This is a genomic window from Pullulanibacillus pueri, from assembly GCF_014639255.1.
In the GTDB taxonomy this organism is placed as follows: Bacteria; Bacillota; Bacilli; order Bacillales; family Sporolactobacillaceae; genus Pullulanibacillus; species Pullulanibacillus pueri.
In genome coordinates, this window is the sequence record NZ_BMFV01000041.1 from 1 (window position 1) to 12527 (window position 12527).

14 protein-coding genes and 10 tRNA genes are annotated in these 12527 nt (G+C 40.8%); 1 reads left to right on the forward strand and 23 read right to left on the reverse strand.

The annotated features are described in order from the left end of the window. Positions 1 to 176: 176 nt before the first annotated feature. The 11 genes from IEV91_RS18670 to IEV91_RS18720 all read right to left on the reverse strand — a co-directional run bounded on the left by IEV91_RS18670 (position 177) and on the right by IEV91_RS18720 (position 1878). Positions 177 to 253 (reverse strand) — tRNA-Ile (locus tag IEV91_RS18670). A 14-nt stretch (positions 254 to 267) separates the two neighbouring features. Continuing rightward, a tRNA-Gly gene (locus IEV91_RS18675) sits at positions 268 to 341 on the reverse strand. A 36-nt stretch (positions 342 to 377) separates the two neighbouring features. Continuing rightward, positions 378 to 454: transfer RNA gene (locus IEV91_RS18680), tRNA-Arg, on the reverse strand. A 16-nt stretch (positions 455 to 470) separates the two neighbouring features. Beyond that, positions 471 to 556, reverse strand: a tRNA-Leu gene (locus IEV91_RS18685). Between the two features lie 38 nt (positions 557 to 594). Continuing rightward, positions 595 to 670: transfer RNA gene (locus IEV91_RS18690), tRNA-Lys, on the reverse strand. Between the two features lie 15 nt (positions 671 to 685). After that, a tRNA-Gln gene (locus tag IEV91_RS18695) sits at positions 686 to 760 on the reverse strand. Positions 761 to 764: 4 nt separating this feature from the next. Beyond that, positions 765 to 840, reverse strand: a tRNA-Asp gene (locus IEV91_RS18700). 33 nt (positions 841 to 873) lie between these two features. Next, positions 874 to 948, reverse strand: a tRNA-Glu gene (locus IEV91_RS18705). 54 nt (positions 949 to 1002) lie between these two features. Further along, positions 1003 to 1094 (reverse strand) — tRNA-Ser (locus IEV91_RS18710). Between the two features lie 4 nt (positions 1095 to 1098). Further along, positions 1099 to 1173 (reverse strand) — tRNA-Asn (locus IEV91_RS18715). A 240-nt stretch (positions 1174 to 1413) separates the two neighbouring features. Continuing rightward, on the reverse strand, positions 1414 to 1878 hold the full coding sequence (locus IEV91_RS18720; protein ID WP_188498955.1) for a SprT family protein: 465 nt from the start codon (positions 1876 to 1878) through the stop codon (positions 1414 to 1416). Positions 1879 to 2127: 249 nt separating this feature from the next. Here IEV91_RS18720 and cmpA point away from each other — a divergent pair, with 249 nt between their 5' ends. Next, positions 2128 to 2238 (forward strand): cortex morphogenetic protein CmpA, encoded by a 111-nt coding sequence (cmpA, locus tag IEV91_RS18725; RefSeq protein WP_188498956.1) that lies wholly within the window; start codon positions 2128 to 2130, stop codon positions 2236 to 2238. A gap of 225 nt (positions 2239 to 2463) precedes the next feature. Here cmpA and IEV91_RS18730 read toward each other — a convergent pair whose 3' ends face one another. From IEV91_RS18730 to alr, 12 genes are all read right to left on the reverse strand, one after another. Next, positions 2464 to 4635, reverse strand: a complete 2172-nt coding sequence (locus IEV91_RS18730) for a Tex family protein (RefSeq protein ID WP_188498957.1) — start codon at positions 4633 to 4635, stop codon at positions 2464 to 2466. A gap of 457 nt (positions 4636 to 5092) precedes the next feature. Then, positions 5093 to 5704 carry a protein phosphatase 2C domain-containing protein gene (locus tag IEV91_RS18735; RefSeq protein WP_188498958.1) on the reverse strand — a complete coding sequence of 204 codons (612 nt, stop codon included), beginning with the start codon at positions 5702 to 5704 and terminating at the stop codon, positions 5093 to 5095. Then, a complete protein-coding gene (gene sigB / locus IEV91_RS18740; RefSeq protein WP_188498959.1) occupies positions 5701 to 6498 on the reverse strand; it encodes an RNA polymerase sigma factor SigB in 798 nt (265 codons plus the stop codon). The genes IEV91_RS18735 and sigB overlap by 4 nt, the downstream gene beginning before the upstream one ends. Beyond that, positions 6452 to 6949 carry an anti-sigma B factor RsbW gene (gene rsbW, locus IEV91_RS18745; RefSeq protein WP_188498960.1) on the reverse strand — a complete coding sequence of 166 codons (498 nt, stop codon included), beginning with the start codon at positions 6947 to 6949 and terminating at the stop codon, positions 6452 to 6454. The genes sigB and rsbW overlap by 47 nt, the downstream gene beginning before the upstream one ends. After that, the gene (locus tag IEV91_RS18750) at positions 6946 to 7281 is read right to left on the reverse strand and encodes an STAS domain-containing protein (RefSeq protein WP_188498961.1); all 336 of its coding nucleotides are present in this window, start codon (positions 7279 to 7281) and stop codon (positions 6946 to 6948) included. Before IEV91_RS18750 ends, rsbW begins: the two co-directional genes overlap by 4 nt. Before the next feature lie 63 nt (positions 7282 to 7344). Beyond that, a complete protein-coding gene (locus IEV91_RS18755; protein ID WP_239541438.1) occupies positions 7345 to 8355 on the reverse strand; it encodes a PP2C family protein-serine/threonine phosphatase in 1011 nt (336 codons plus the stop codon). Between the two features lie 21 nt (positions 8356 to 8376). Then, the gene (locus IEV91_RS18760; RefSeq protein ID WP_188498962.1) at positions 8377 to 8778 is read right to left on the reverse strand and encodes an anti-sigma regulatory factor; all 402 of its coding nucleotides are present in this window, start codon (positions 8776 to 8778) and stop codon (positions 8377 to 8379) included. Positions 8779 to 8780: 2 nt separating this feature from the next. Further along, on the reverse strand, positions 8781 to 9137 hold the full coding sequence (locus IEV91_RS18765) for an STAS domain-containing protein (RefSeq protein ID WP_188498963.1): 357 nt from the start codon (positions 9135 to 9137) through the stop codon (positions 8781 to 8783). Between the two features lie 71 nt (positions 9138 to 9208). After that, a complete protein-coding gene (gene rsbRA, locus IEV91_RS22005) occupies positions 9209 to 10042 on the reverse strand; it encodes an RsbT co-antagonist protein RsbRA (protein WP_188498964.1) in 834 nt (277 codons plus the stop codon). Between the two features lie 270 nt (positions 10043 to 10312). Further along, positions 10313 to 10663, reverse strand: coding sequence for a type II toxin-antitoxin system PemK/MazF family toxin (locus tag IEV91_RS18775; RefSeq protein ID WP_188498965.1), 351 nt, complete (start codon positions 10661 to 10663; stop codon positions 10313 to 10315). A 5-nt stretch (positions 10664 to 10668) separates the two neighbouring features. After that, positions 10669 to 10947: a CopG family ribbon-helix-helix protein gene (locus tag IEV91_RS18780; protein ID WP_188498966.1), complete on the reverse strand. Its 279-nt coding sequence runs from the start codon at positions 10945 to 10947 to the stop codon at positions 10669 to 10671. A gap of 307 nt (positions 10948 to 11254) precedes the next feature. Continuing rightward, positions 11255 to 12424 (reverse strand): alanine racemase, encoded by a 1170-nt coding sequence (gene alr, locus IEV91_RS18785; RefSeq protein ID WP_229745655.1) that lies wholly within the window; start codon positions 12422 to 12424, stop codon positions 11255 to 11257. Positions 12425 to 12527 lie beyond the last annotated feature (103 nt).

A 12527-nucleotide genomic window follows, 5' to 3' on the forward strand; every position in this document is an offset into this window, starting at 1 on the left:
CTTGGCGTCATTTAAAAGATTTCTCTTTTTGCGCTTGGCTTTTGTTCAGTTTTAAAGGAACAATTCATCTCATTCATCCCAAAGAATTATATTATATGAATATCTCATCACACTTACAAATAAATAATTAATAGTATAAGAGTATTAATATATAAAACAAACACCTTTAGGATTAATGGTGGGCCTGAGTGGACTCGAACCACCGACCTCACGCTTATCAGGCGTGCGCTCTAACCGGCTGAGCTACAGGCCCATAAAACAAAATTATGGAGCGGGTGAAGGGAATCGAACCCTCGACCAGAGCTTGGAAGGCTCTTGTTTTACCACTAAACTACACCCGCATGGATTATATTTAATATGATAATTAATATTTGCTATGGCGCGCCCTGAAGGATTCGAACCCTCAACCTTCTGATCCGTAGTCAGACACTCTATCCAGTTGAGCTAAGGGCGCTTATATGTTAAAGACTTGGTGCGGTCGAGAGGACTCGAACCTCCACGGGGTCTCCCCCACTAGCCCCTCAAGCTAGCGCGTCTGCCATTCCGCCACGACCGCATAGCTATATATTTTCATATATGCTGCTTTTATTATAATGGTGAGCCATGAAGGATTCGAACCTTCGACCCTCTGATTAAAAGTCAGATGCTCTACCGACTGAGCTAATGGCTCATCCGTTTTTAAAAATGGCTGGCCCACCAGGATTCGAACCTGGGCATCTCGGGACCAAAACCCGATGCCTTACCGCTTGGCTATGGGCCATTAATGGCGGACCCGACCGGAATCGAACCGGCGATCTCCTGCGTGACAGGCAGGCATGTTAACCGCTACACCACGGGTCCACTAATTAACTAACCACACTTTTAAAAAGATGATGGTGACCCCTACGGGATTCGAACCCGTGTTACCGCCGTGAAAGGGCGATGTCTTAACCGCTTGACCAAGGGGCCATATTCTATGATAGCAAAACCATATATTGGTCATGCAGATTATTAAAGTTTTCGTGGCGGAGAAGGAGGGATTCGAACCCTCGCACGAGTCACCCCGTCTACTCCCTTAGCAGGGGAGCCCCTTCAGCCAACTTGGGTACTTCTCCAGAATGGCTCCGCAGGTAGGACTCGAACCTACGACCGATCGGTTAACAGCCGATTGCTCTACCACTGAGCTACTGCGGAATATTTATAATAAAATATTCATAAACACATTCAATCGCGAAGTTTTAAATTCCAATTCCTCAACAGCGACATTTAATATCTTAACATATCGTTTAGAGGATGTCAACACTTTTTTTAAATGTTATTTTGAATGACTCTTTTAAAGGCATGTCCCTATCGCAGCGGACTTAATATAATTTAACACAACTTAATCTTATCGTCAATACTTTTTTAAAACATTCTCTTCAATGTTATTAGCTTTTAATTTTCCTCAGAATAAAGGAGCTTGATTTTCCCCTTACACACGCCACACACGTATCGCCTTGTATCCATCTTTCTCCTTCTAATAAAGTGCTGTCCACACTCTCTGCACACATAATAGTGCTTAACGTGTGTTTGGTTTCTGGCGTGAGGTATCATGCCACAGAATCTCGATCCTCCAACCTTTTGAAGCAACACTTTAAACTCCTGGTCACGGTGCCGATATCCTCTGCCTTCAAGATGTAAGTGATAATGGACTAATTCATGCTTAATGATCTTTATAAAAGCTTCCATCCCAAAAACCTCTAACTGTTTGGGGTTGAATTCAAGATGATGCGACTTTAATAAGTACCGACCACCTGTCGTTCTTAACCGGTTATTAAATCTCGCTTCGTGTTTAAACGCCTTAGAGAAGTATTCTAAAGAGATCCGTTCCACTAATGCCTGTAATTCATGTTGCTCCAAGATTATAATTCCTTTCAATGTTTTTATCACGCAACAAGCTATTCTTACATACATTATAATAGCTTTAAATGTGATGACCAATAAAATGCTTTATCATATTTTATTTTTTCTCCATTCACAAGCGCGCTTGTCAAAACAATAACGTTTCTCATCCTTTTAATTCGATTTAATGATGAAGAGACTAAAATTCACAAACAACTTAGTGATTAGCAAGGTTAGTGGTAATAATGAAAAGGAGGTTACCACCTTATGCCTACATGGTTCAAAAATCAATTGCAAAACGCCTACTATAAGAGGGACAGGTATCAGATTAAGCTCTTAAATCAATGCTGGTTTTTTTATAATGACCATTGCTGTTAGTTCCTTAAGAGGCTTAACTTGACTTTTTCGTTTACTTATCACGCCTAGTGTTCTAGTATTGGTCGTCCACGTCTTAGGTGTAGTGTCGATCTATCCTAACACATTTCAATGTATATCTCTTTAAACCTTTAACATCACATTAATAATACTTTTCTTTCAAGAGTATAAAAGGGCAGGAAAGCCTACACATATTACATATAGGAATCACTGCCCTTTTCTCATTTTTTATGATGCATTAACCATACTAAGAGCAATTCGCCCCTTTTCAACATCTACATCTTCTACCCAAACTTTCACAATTTGCCCAACATGGACTACATCCATCGGATGCTTTACAAATTGATTGGAAAGCTTAGAGATGTGGACGAGCCCATCTTGTTTAACACCAATATCCACAAACGCACCAAAGTCAACCACATTGCGTACGGTTCCTTCTAATTCCATACCTTTTTTCAAATCTTTTATTTCTAATACATCGGTCCTCAATAACGGTTTTTCAGCTTCTTCGCGTGGATCGCGTCCAGGTCTAACTAAGGCTGATACAATATCTCGCAAAGTCGGTTCACCAATGTTAAGCTCTTGTGCCGTTTGGGCCAAATCTAGCCCTTTTAACCTTTCATTAATAGCCTCTGTCCCGATATCTTCTGGTGAAAAGCCAAGGCTAGATAATAAGGCCTGTGTCTCCTTGTAGCTCTCTGGGTGAATCGGCGTACGATCCAAGGGCATGTCACCATCAGGAATCACTAAAAACCCTGCGCATTGTTGATAGGTCTTCCCTCCCAATCGAGGAACACTTTGGAGTTCCTTGCGATTTCGGTATCGTCCTTCTTGGTCTCTTTTTTTCACAATGTTATTTGCGACTGTTTTAGAAAGCCCCGCCACATACTGGAGTAAGGAAGAAGAAGCCGTGTTGACATTAACCCCTACCCTATTCACTACAGTTTCCACAACAAAACGAAGGGACTCCGTTAAATCCTTTTGCGAGACATCATGCTGATACTGCCCCACTCCTACTGACTTCGGATCTATCTTTACAAGCTCAGCCAAAGGGTCCTGTAAACGACGTGCGATTGAAACAGCACTGCGCTCTTCAACCTTTAAATCAGGGAATTCCTCTCGAGCCAGTTCCGAAGCTGAATACACACTGGCTCCAGCCTCATTGACAATCATGTAATAGATTTTTCTTTCCTTAAAATCCTTGATGACATCGGCAATAAACTGTTCCGTTTCCCGAGAGGCCGTTCCGTTACCAATAGCAATCATATTGATCTCATATTTTTTTAGAAGAGCGATGACCGCTGCTTTCGACTTTTCCACTTCTGATTTTGGAGGGGTAGGATAAATAACGGCAATTTCAAGCATCTTTCCTGTTTCGTCCACAACCGCTAGTTTACACCCCGTTCGGTAAGCAGGATCCACCCCAAGAACCATTTTATCTTTCATCGGAGGTTGCATAAGAAGATGCTGTAGGTTCTCTGAAAAAATGGTAATAGCCTGGGCGTCAGCCTTTTCTGTCAACTCTTGTCGGATGTCCCTCTCAACCGCTGGCGATAGCAATCTCTTATAACCATCTTTTATCGCATGATCTAGGTATTCTCTGGCTGTTGTTTTCTCCGATGTGATGACACGATAAGTTAACCATCGAAGAATGTCTTCTTCTGGAGGACGAATACTTACCTTAAGCACATCATCTTTTTCCCCACGATTGAGAGCCAAAATCCGGTGAGGGACGATCTTATCCACTTTTTCTTCGTATTGGTAATACATTTCATAAGTTGCTTTTTCGTCTTCAGCTTTATTTTTTCGTTCGGTCACAATAAATCCTTTTGTAAAGGTGACACGACGAACATGCTTTCGAATGTCCGCATCATCTGATAAACGTTCTGCAATAATATCACAGGCACCGCCTAATGCCTCTTCTATCGTGTGGACCTCTTTTTCTTCTGAAAGATATCCCGCTGCTACTGGATCTACAGGTTCCATAGGTAATGTCATTAACCAATCCGCCAGCGGTTCTAAGCCTTTTTCCTTTGCAACCGTCGCTCTGGTTCTTCTTTTTTGCTTATAAGGACGATAAAGATCCTCTACCTCTTGGAGCTTGTTTGCTTTATCAATAGCTTCTGTAAGTTCTTTCGTTAATTTCCCTTGTTCTTCAATGAGACGTTTCACTTCGTCTTTGCGTTTATGTAATGTTTGTGCATATTGCCATTGCTCAGCAATCGCATTAATTTCCACTTCATCTAATCCGCCGGTTCTTTCTTTCCTGTAACGGGCAATGAATGGAATCGTATTATCTTCCTCAAGAAGATCGATGACATTTTCAACTTGACGACTCTTCAGTTTTAATGCTTTTGTGATCGACTGAACAATCGTTGGTTTAATTTCAACATCGTTCATATTCAAACCTCCCAACCTCTCTCTTTAATCATAGCTTAAAGAAGTGCCATCTTCCAGTAACAGTAGAGAACCATTAGAATGGATTGGATTATACTTCAACGTGTCGCTAAATAAAGCCTGATGTTCAGACATACGCCTTCACACATTAAAGTTATCACCAAGTCGCAATGGCGAGTTCCCCTTATAAGGTTCTCCGCAAAGTTATAAGAAAAATCGGGCGAAAGCATGCCCAGTCCTCATTCAGTTGGCATCAAAATGTTTTTCACTAAAATGCCGTCAGCCATAAATGGATTAAAGCGAAGACGTGAGATTCGGAGCACTTATATAGAGTGTGTTCCTCAGCGCCGCTAACTCGCGGATGCCTAAACTAGGACCCTTCAGAAACGGGGCCAGCGTGACTTCACGAAATCTAACGTTATAAAAAAACAGCCGCTCGGTCTACTCACCGAAAGACTGTTCAAGAAGGCTTACCTATAACGACCGTCATATCATCAACAAAACGTGTTGATATAGACTCCATAATCATCTCTGCTTCTTTCTCATTAGAAGAATAAAATAATCTTTTTATGGTAGGGGCGTGCTTTGAATTGAGATAAATCCCATCAGAGTAAATAGCAAACCAAGCATCATCAGGATACAAAAAACTTTGTATTCGAAAATCCATTACCCGCCCAGAAAGATACCCTTGTTTAGGCAAAGGGTGTACAATCTCTCCATTCGGCTTATAAATATTAAAAGAGATATTGCCAACACCACAAAACTCCATCATTCTCGTCTTGGTATCCAATCTAAAAATCGATAAAACCACGCCACGTAACCCTTGCTGGGAATCATTTACTCTCCGCATTATTTCGTCAAGAGGTTGATCTAAAGATCTTTCAATAACTTCCACAGCCATTTGTGAGGCCTTGCGGGCATATCCACCGCTTCCAAGGCCATCGGCCACGGCACAAAAGAAGGCATCATCCGTTTCATCGATTAAAAAACTATCCCCATTACATTCTTTACCCTTCTTACTTTTTTGAAAGGCATTGATTATGAAATTGGCAAAAGGATACGCTTCGATCATTTTATCACTTCAGTTTCATCAGCCTTTAAGGCTTCTCTTAATTTTTTCAAGGCTCGCCTTTGCAACCTCGAAACATGCATTTGTGAAATGTCTAATCGCTCACCAGTCTCTTTTTGACTGAGGTTCTCAAAGTAAGTATAGATGAGAATTTTCTTTTCTCGTTCAGTAAGGACGCCAAAGATCTTTTCCATCAATAATTTTTCATTGATTTGTTCATAACCGGCCTCAGGGGTTCCAATAAGATCTAAAAGAGTGACAGTCCCACCTTCAGCATCAGCCTCGATGCGACTATCCACTGAAGCTGCTTTATAACTCCTACCAAGTTCCATCGTTTCTAAAACATCTTCTTCATCGGCGTGAATGTGGCGGGCGATTTCCTCAACCGTTGGAGAGTGGCCTAATCGGTTTGTCAATTCATCAACAGCTCTTTTAATCTTCGGTCCTAGTTCTTTTATACGTCTTGGAACATGAACACTCCACGTTTTATCGCGGATATAGCGCTTGATCTCACCCACTATCGTCGGGATAGCAAAAGACTCAAAACTATTGCCTTGATCCGGATCAAATCGTCTAAGTGCCGCGAGCAATCCAATCATTCCAACCTGAATTAAATCCTCTTGCAGCCCTCTATCTCTTGAAAACTTCCGTGCCAACGAATGGACCAAAGGTGTGTAATTGATCACTAGTTCAGACTTTAGTGCTTCATTTTCAGGATCATCCTGGAGTTCACGAATAAGCTGTATCGCGTCATCCCCCGACCGGTCTGTCGAATGATTCGTAGAGCCTGTCATCATGAAGTTCCACCTCATCTCTTTGAAGAAACTTGGTCATATAAACTGCAACACCCGAATCATTGTTTATGCTCACTCGATCCATGAGGGTGTCAATCAAATATAAACCTAGCCCCCCCTCAGATAGGTCTTCAAACGCAGCAGACGGATCTAAAGGCTTCATATTTTTGGCCATGTGTTCAAAATCAAAGCTCCGCCCGGTATCCATTACCATTATTTCCATTCGATCAGCAAAAGTGGTCATCCTAATTGAAATAACACCACCTTGCTCGCCCTTATAGGCATGGTTAACCGCATTCGTCGCCGCCTCTGACACAGCCACCTTTATATCTTCTATGTCATCGTAAGAAAACCCCATGCGATTGGCAATTCCAGAAGTCGTCAAACGAATAACACCTATATAATCTGCTTTTGCAGGAACCGTTAGCTCAATAGTGTCGGAAGTCTCAATCATGTCGTCTCCTCCTTTTTGATATCGTCTATCGTAATAATCTCTGATAGACCCGTGATATCAAACAATCTGCTGACACGCGGAGTTAAATTCTGCACCACGAGCGTTCCATTCCGTTTACAACTTTGCTTATAGGCTGCGATGATGACTCCAATACCTGTACTATCCATATAATCCGTATCCTTAAGATCTAATGTCACTGATGCCCTCTCAACATCCACTAATGGTAGAATGGTTTCTTTTAATTTCGGTGCTGTATAAGCATCCAGTTCTCCGCTAATGGTTAAAAGCTCTCCACCATCCACTTTTTTTTCATGAAGAATATTTAAATTCATAAAAATACCTCCAAGCCTTTTTATTGTGAAGGCTATTTAATCTTTTCCCCACGCTACACTTTATTAAACCTCTCGTTTTAAAATGATCAGTGTGAAATCATCCCTTAATTGAAAATCCTGTAATCTCTCAAGTTCTTTATATACGCCATCAACAATTTCTTGAGAGGAAAGATGCATGCGCTGACGGATTAATCTCACAATCTCATCTCGTTCAATAAAACCTTTTTCCGTGCGACATTCTGTGACTCCATCTGAAAACAAAATCACCATGTCCCCAACATCTATATTTTTTTCATATTCCCGATATTTTGTAGAACGATCGAGCCCGAGTACACGACCTTTAGCAATCAGTTCTTGAAACTCATCCTTATTAGAAGAATAATAAAAACCCGGTTCATGCCCAGCTGAAGCAAAATAAAGTCGATGTTGACTTTCGTTATAAAGACCATAAAACATAGTAATAAACATACTAGGATCCACGTTTTGCTCAACCACACGATTCAAATTTTCTAAAACTGCGCCAGGCTTTGTTCTTTGTTCTGGCTCGCTATCCATGGCGTATTTAATCATTGACATACATAAAGCTGCCGGTATTCCTTTACCAATCACATCAGCGATCGCCACACTCAGACAATTTTGCTCATCTTTGACAAAGTGATAATAATCACCACTCATACGTTTGGCCGGTCGGCTAATCACACCAATATCTAGAAAATCATAATGGGGCACTTCACCAACAAGCAAGGATTGCTGGACATCCGCCGCAATGTCAATTTCTGATTCTAATTGCCTTTGTTTATATCTTAAATTTTGGTGTTCTCTATAGGCTAAGCCATAGCCAATCATGGCTTCTAATAAGAAGTCAAAAGCAGATTGAAATTTTTCGTCCATATGAGGATAAAATTCCTTTATCACATCAATGTGGAGACTCAAAACATCCTCTGGAGAAACCCCATTCTCCATCATTTGCCGGCTGAATAATTGTCCATTATATAAGGTTTTTTCACTTTTTCTCTCCATATGCTCAATCAACAGTTTTCTATAATGCTGATAAAGCTCCTTATGATCAATCATATAACCAACCTCTCTCAGTGGTTAGCGAAGATATTTCTTTGCTGTTATCTTGGTCCCTTGACCTTCTTCGGAAACAATATCAAAATCATCCATTAAGCGTTTAACACCCGGTAATCCCGCTCCAAGTCCTCCTGAAGTCGTGTAACCATCTTCCATAGCTTTTCGAAGATCCCTGATCCCTGGTCCATTATCTTCAGCAATGATTGAGATGCCTCTTTTTTCTCCATCAATGACACTAATGATAATTTCGCCATGTTTAGCGTAGAGGTAAATATTCCTAGCCAATTCAGATATAGCTGTTGCAATTCTCGCTTGGTCTACATGACCAAATCCAAGCTCTTTTGCCCTTTCTCGACCAGACTGCCGTGCTCGGACGATATCCCATTCATTATGTATTTCTACACGGTTTGGGGCTATATTCATGTTCATTCCCCCAATTCCTGGCGCAGTTTCTCAATCCCCTGCTCCAGGTCAAGCGCAGTCGGTACTCCTTTTAGTCTTATCCCTAAGTCTATAAGTGTTAAAGCAACTGCTGGTCGTATACCTGTGAGAACCACCTTCGCTCCAAGAAGCTCTGACATATTCACAACATCTCCAAGGATCTTCGCAATATAGGAATCTATAATTTCAACCGACGTTAAATCGATGACTACGCCAATAGCGCCCGTTTCATGAATTTTATTTAACAAATCATCTTGGAACTGTATGGCGGTTTGATCATCTAATTCCACTTGTATAGTTGTTAATAAGTAATTATAAAGTTTAAGAATCGGAATTCTCACGCAACACCCTCCTCTTTTTTATGTTCAAAAGTAAGAAAAAAACGCTATCAAGACACCTTTATCTCCAACATTCAAAGTCTTAATCCAGACGGCTTGTCTTTGTAAACAATGGCTCTATTCGTGAGTTCAAGCGCGTATTCAATCCCCTTTTTCAATGTGCTTTTGGTAGGAAATTCTCCAAGTTCAATCCCTAGGTTCACGATCGTCTGGGCAATTTCCGGACGAATACCTACTAACACACACTCAGATCCTACGAGTCTCACAGCCTCTGCCGCCTGAATAATATGGTGGGCAACCATCGTGTCGACAACAGGGACCCCGGTAATATCAATCAACACCACTTCCGTACGGTAAGCAATAACGCCTTCAAGGAGATTTTCCATGATTAATTTTGCGCGTTCGGTATCTATGGTTCCGATTAAAGGCATGACTGCCAAATACTCCATAACAGGAATTAAAGGGGCTGAAAGCTCCATAAGAGCTCGTTTTTGAATAGAGACCGTATTCTCCCATGTCGACGTTGCATCCTCTATTAAGTTATTAAAAATAGGATCCAATAAATCTTCCATCGCTTTAAAATAGTCTAAGATAACAGCCTTTTCCATTTCTGATTCAATAATAAGCGTGCTGACCACACGTCTAAAAATATGAACCCCATTGGTTAAATAACTTAGTGGCCACCCAAGGGCAAGGATTCGTCCCATAAGATTATTCAACCGGTCCTGACTTTGATTATCTGCTAAATAGTCGAAGATTAAATCTACGAAATTATCATTTGTTGTTTCTATTGTACGACCATCAATAATACTTGAGGAATCTTTTCGTTCTTCCATATATTCTTTCCAGCGAACAACAATTTCTGACCGACGCTTATTAATTAATGTAACAACCGGAGCTGCTTCCATTCCTTCTCCTCCTAAGAGTATTAAGATTCTAAATAACGGGCGGTAAAGGCTTTTCTTTTATTATTCCATTCCTAACCCTTTTCTGCAATCAGATAAATCTCTTGATCAATAAGACTTAAGGTTTCCCGCCACTATTTTAAGACATCGCCATAATAGCTATCAGCTATCCTCTATCTATAGCTCTTGCTTTATAAGTTCTAATTTTTACGCTTACATATTATAAAGCCTGAAAAAATAAAAAGTTGCTCTGTTATGGAGCAACTTCGAAAGTTAAAAATCGATGAGACTTAGACTAATCTGTATGGCCTCATTCACATTAGCCATCATATCCTCATCTAAATGTGTAATTTTATCTGTTAACCGCTGCTTGTCAATCGTTCGAATTTGCTCTAATAATATGACAGAATCACGATCAAATCCGTATTTTTTTGCATCAATTTCTACATGGGTCGGAAGCTTTGCTTTTTGGATTTGCGCAGTGATTGCAGCCACTACGACCGTTGGACTAAAACGATTTCCAATATCATTTTGGATGATAAGAACCGGCCGTACACCACCTTGCTCTGAACCTACGACCGGAGACAGATCGGCAAAGTAAACATCACCGCGTTTAACAATCACCCGATTTACACCCCACTAACCAAGCGCTCCAGGGTGTTTTCTGCCTCCTCTTCGGCTAAGAACGCTTCAGATGCAATGTTAAGATTAATCTTTGCCATCTCCATATAACCTTGTCGCATAGATTCACGGATATGCCGTTTGCTTCGCTCACGAAGGTACATTCTTACCGCACGATGTAGAAACTCACTTCGATTCATATTATCTTGTCTGGCAACGCCGTCTAATTCTTGAAGTAAATATTGTGGTAATTCTATAACGATTTCCTTTGAATTTGACTCAGGCAAAGGGAGCACCTCCACACATCTCTCGTTCATAATGATTCCAAGAACAATATTACCATTACATTCATGGGTTTTCAATCGCTCTTTAGCCTCATTAAGATTATTTTTATCAGAAAAACTTGAGCTTATCGCCAAATTCTAATGACGAACGACCTCGTTTTTCATATACCTCTATTACAAAAGTTGGATCCCTACGTCAGCTTACATTGGTTCTATAGTGTAAAAACAGCTTAGCATCAAGTTCAAACACTTAAAAGACACGTTTTGTTTTACCTTTTCAACTTAATGCACTTGCTTGTTTTTTATAACGCTACTCATAAACATCCTTTAGAAGTGAATTCTTTACTAAAAACTTTTCACCGTTTTTAACATATATTCTTGGCACTCGACGATTAATCATACATGTTATTTCATAATTTATGGTATCCAAACACCCTGCGATGTCATCCACACTCACACATTCACCACCAGAAGTCCCTATAAGAGTCACTTCTTGCCCTATTGGGTAGGCTTTATCTAATTGACACATCAGCTGATCCATGCAAATTCTGCCTACAACCGGGAGCCGCTTACCCTCGATCAAGAGGGGGACTTTTGCTAATTTACGCAACCATCCATCAGCATATCCTACTGGAAGCGTTCCTATCCAAGTCGGCTTAGCCGCTGTATAGGTCGCTCCATAACTCACGGATTCTCCTGCTTCTAAGGCTTTAACATGAACAAGCCGTGTTTTCAATGAAAAGGCTTCTTTTAAAGCAAAGGGAAGCTTCTCTTTCATCTCAACGGAAGGTGAAAGCCCATATAAGGAAATACCGTATCTCACCATATTAAACAATTTTTCAGGATGCTTCAATCCCGTCGCACTATTTCCACAGTGAACAATATTAGGATTGACCCCAAATTTTTTCAAACTTTGAAGCATTTCCTGAAAACGACCATACTGTTGATTAAAATAGGTTTCATCCGGTTCGTCAGCTGTTGCAAAATGAGTAAAGACCCCTTCAATAACAAACCGATTATCCTTCTCTACTGCCTTTACAACGCTCTCTAATTCCTGATCTGTGCGGACGCCAATCCTCCCCATACCCGTATCACATTTAAGATGAATAAAGGCTGGAAGCTTTGACTGATAGGACTTCAATGCCGTCTCGATCCACTCTTTTTGAAAAACAGTTAGCGAAATATTAAATCGCACGGCCAAATCAATATCACTGGGTCGCGTCCACCCCAAGACTAAAATCGGCGCTTTAATCCCATCCTCCCGTAAGGCAATCGCTTCATCTAGAAAAGCAACCCCTAACCATGTCGCACCGGATTCAAGGGCTTCACGTGCAACCGCTGTCGCTCCATGCCCGTAACCATCTGCTTTGACCACTGCCATAATATGCGTCTCATTAGGGATATATTGTTTTAAATTTACTATATTAGAATGAATAGCATCAAGATTCACTTCTACCCACGTATCTCTATAATAGTCCACGGTGTTCGACAGCTCCTATATCTTAGTTCATCGATATATCCCATTATTGAGCGGTAAAACATAGATGTCAACAACCACACTTGCTGCAAAAAGGAAAGAGGGT

What these genes read in the sequence shown, in the direction of transcription:
- IEV91_RS18755 (WP_239541438.1), bottom strand. Translation starts at nt 8,355, where the DNA reads ATGATTGATCATAAGGAGCTTTATCAGCATTATAGAAAACTGTTGATT.
- IEV91_RS18735 (WP_188498958.1), bottom strand. Translation starts at nt 5,704, where the DNA reads ATGATCGAAGCGTATCCTTTTGCCAATTTCATAATCAATGCCTTTCAA.
- IEV91_RS18760 (WP_188498962.1), bottom strand. Translation starts at nt 8,778, where the DNA reads ATGAATATAGCCCCAAACCGTGTAGAAATACATAATGAATGGGATATC.
- sigB (WP_188498959.1), bottom strand. Translation starts at nt 6,498, where the DNA reads ATGATGACAGGCTCTACGAATCATTCGACAGACCGGTCGGGGGATGAC.
- IEV91_RS18750 (WP_188498961.1), bottom strand. Translation starts at nt 7,281, where the DNA reads ATGAATTTAAATATTCTTCATGAAAAAAAAGTGGATGGTGGAGAGCTT.
- rsbRA (WP_188498964.1), bottom strand. Translation starts at nt 10,042, where the DNA reads ATGGAAGCAGCTCCGGTTGTTACATTAATTAATAAGCGTCGGTCAGAA.
- rsbW (WP_188498960.1), bottom strand. Translation starts at nt 6,949, where the DNA reads ATGATTGAGACTTCCGACACTATTGAGCTAACGGTTCCTGCAAAAGCA.
- IEV91_RS18730 (WP_188498957.1), bottom strand. Translation starts at nt 4,635, where the DNA reads ATGAACGATGTTGAAATTAAACCAACGATTGTTCAGTCGATCACAAAA.
- cmpA (WP_188498956.1), top strand. Translation starts at nt 2,128, where the DNA reads ATGCCTACATGGTTCAAAAATCAATTGCAAAACGCCTACTATAAGAGG.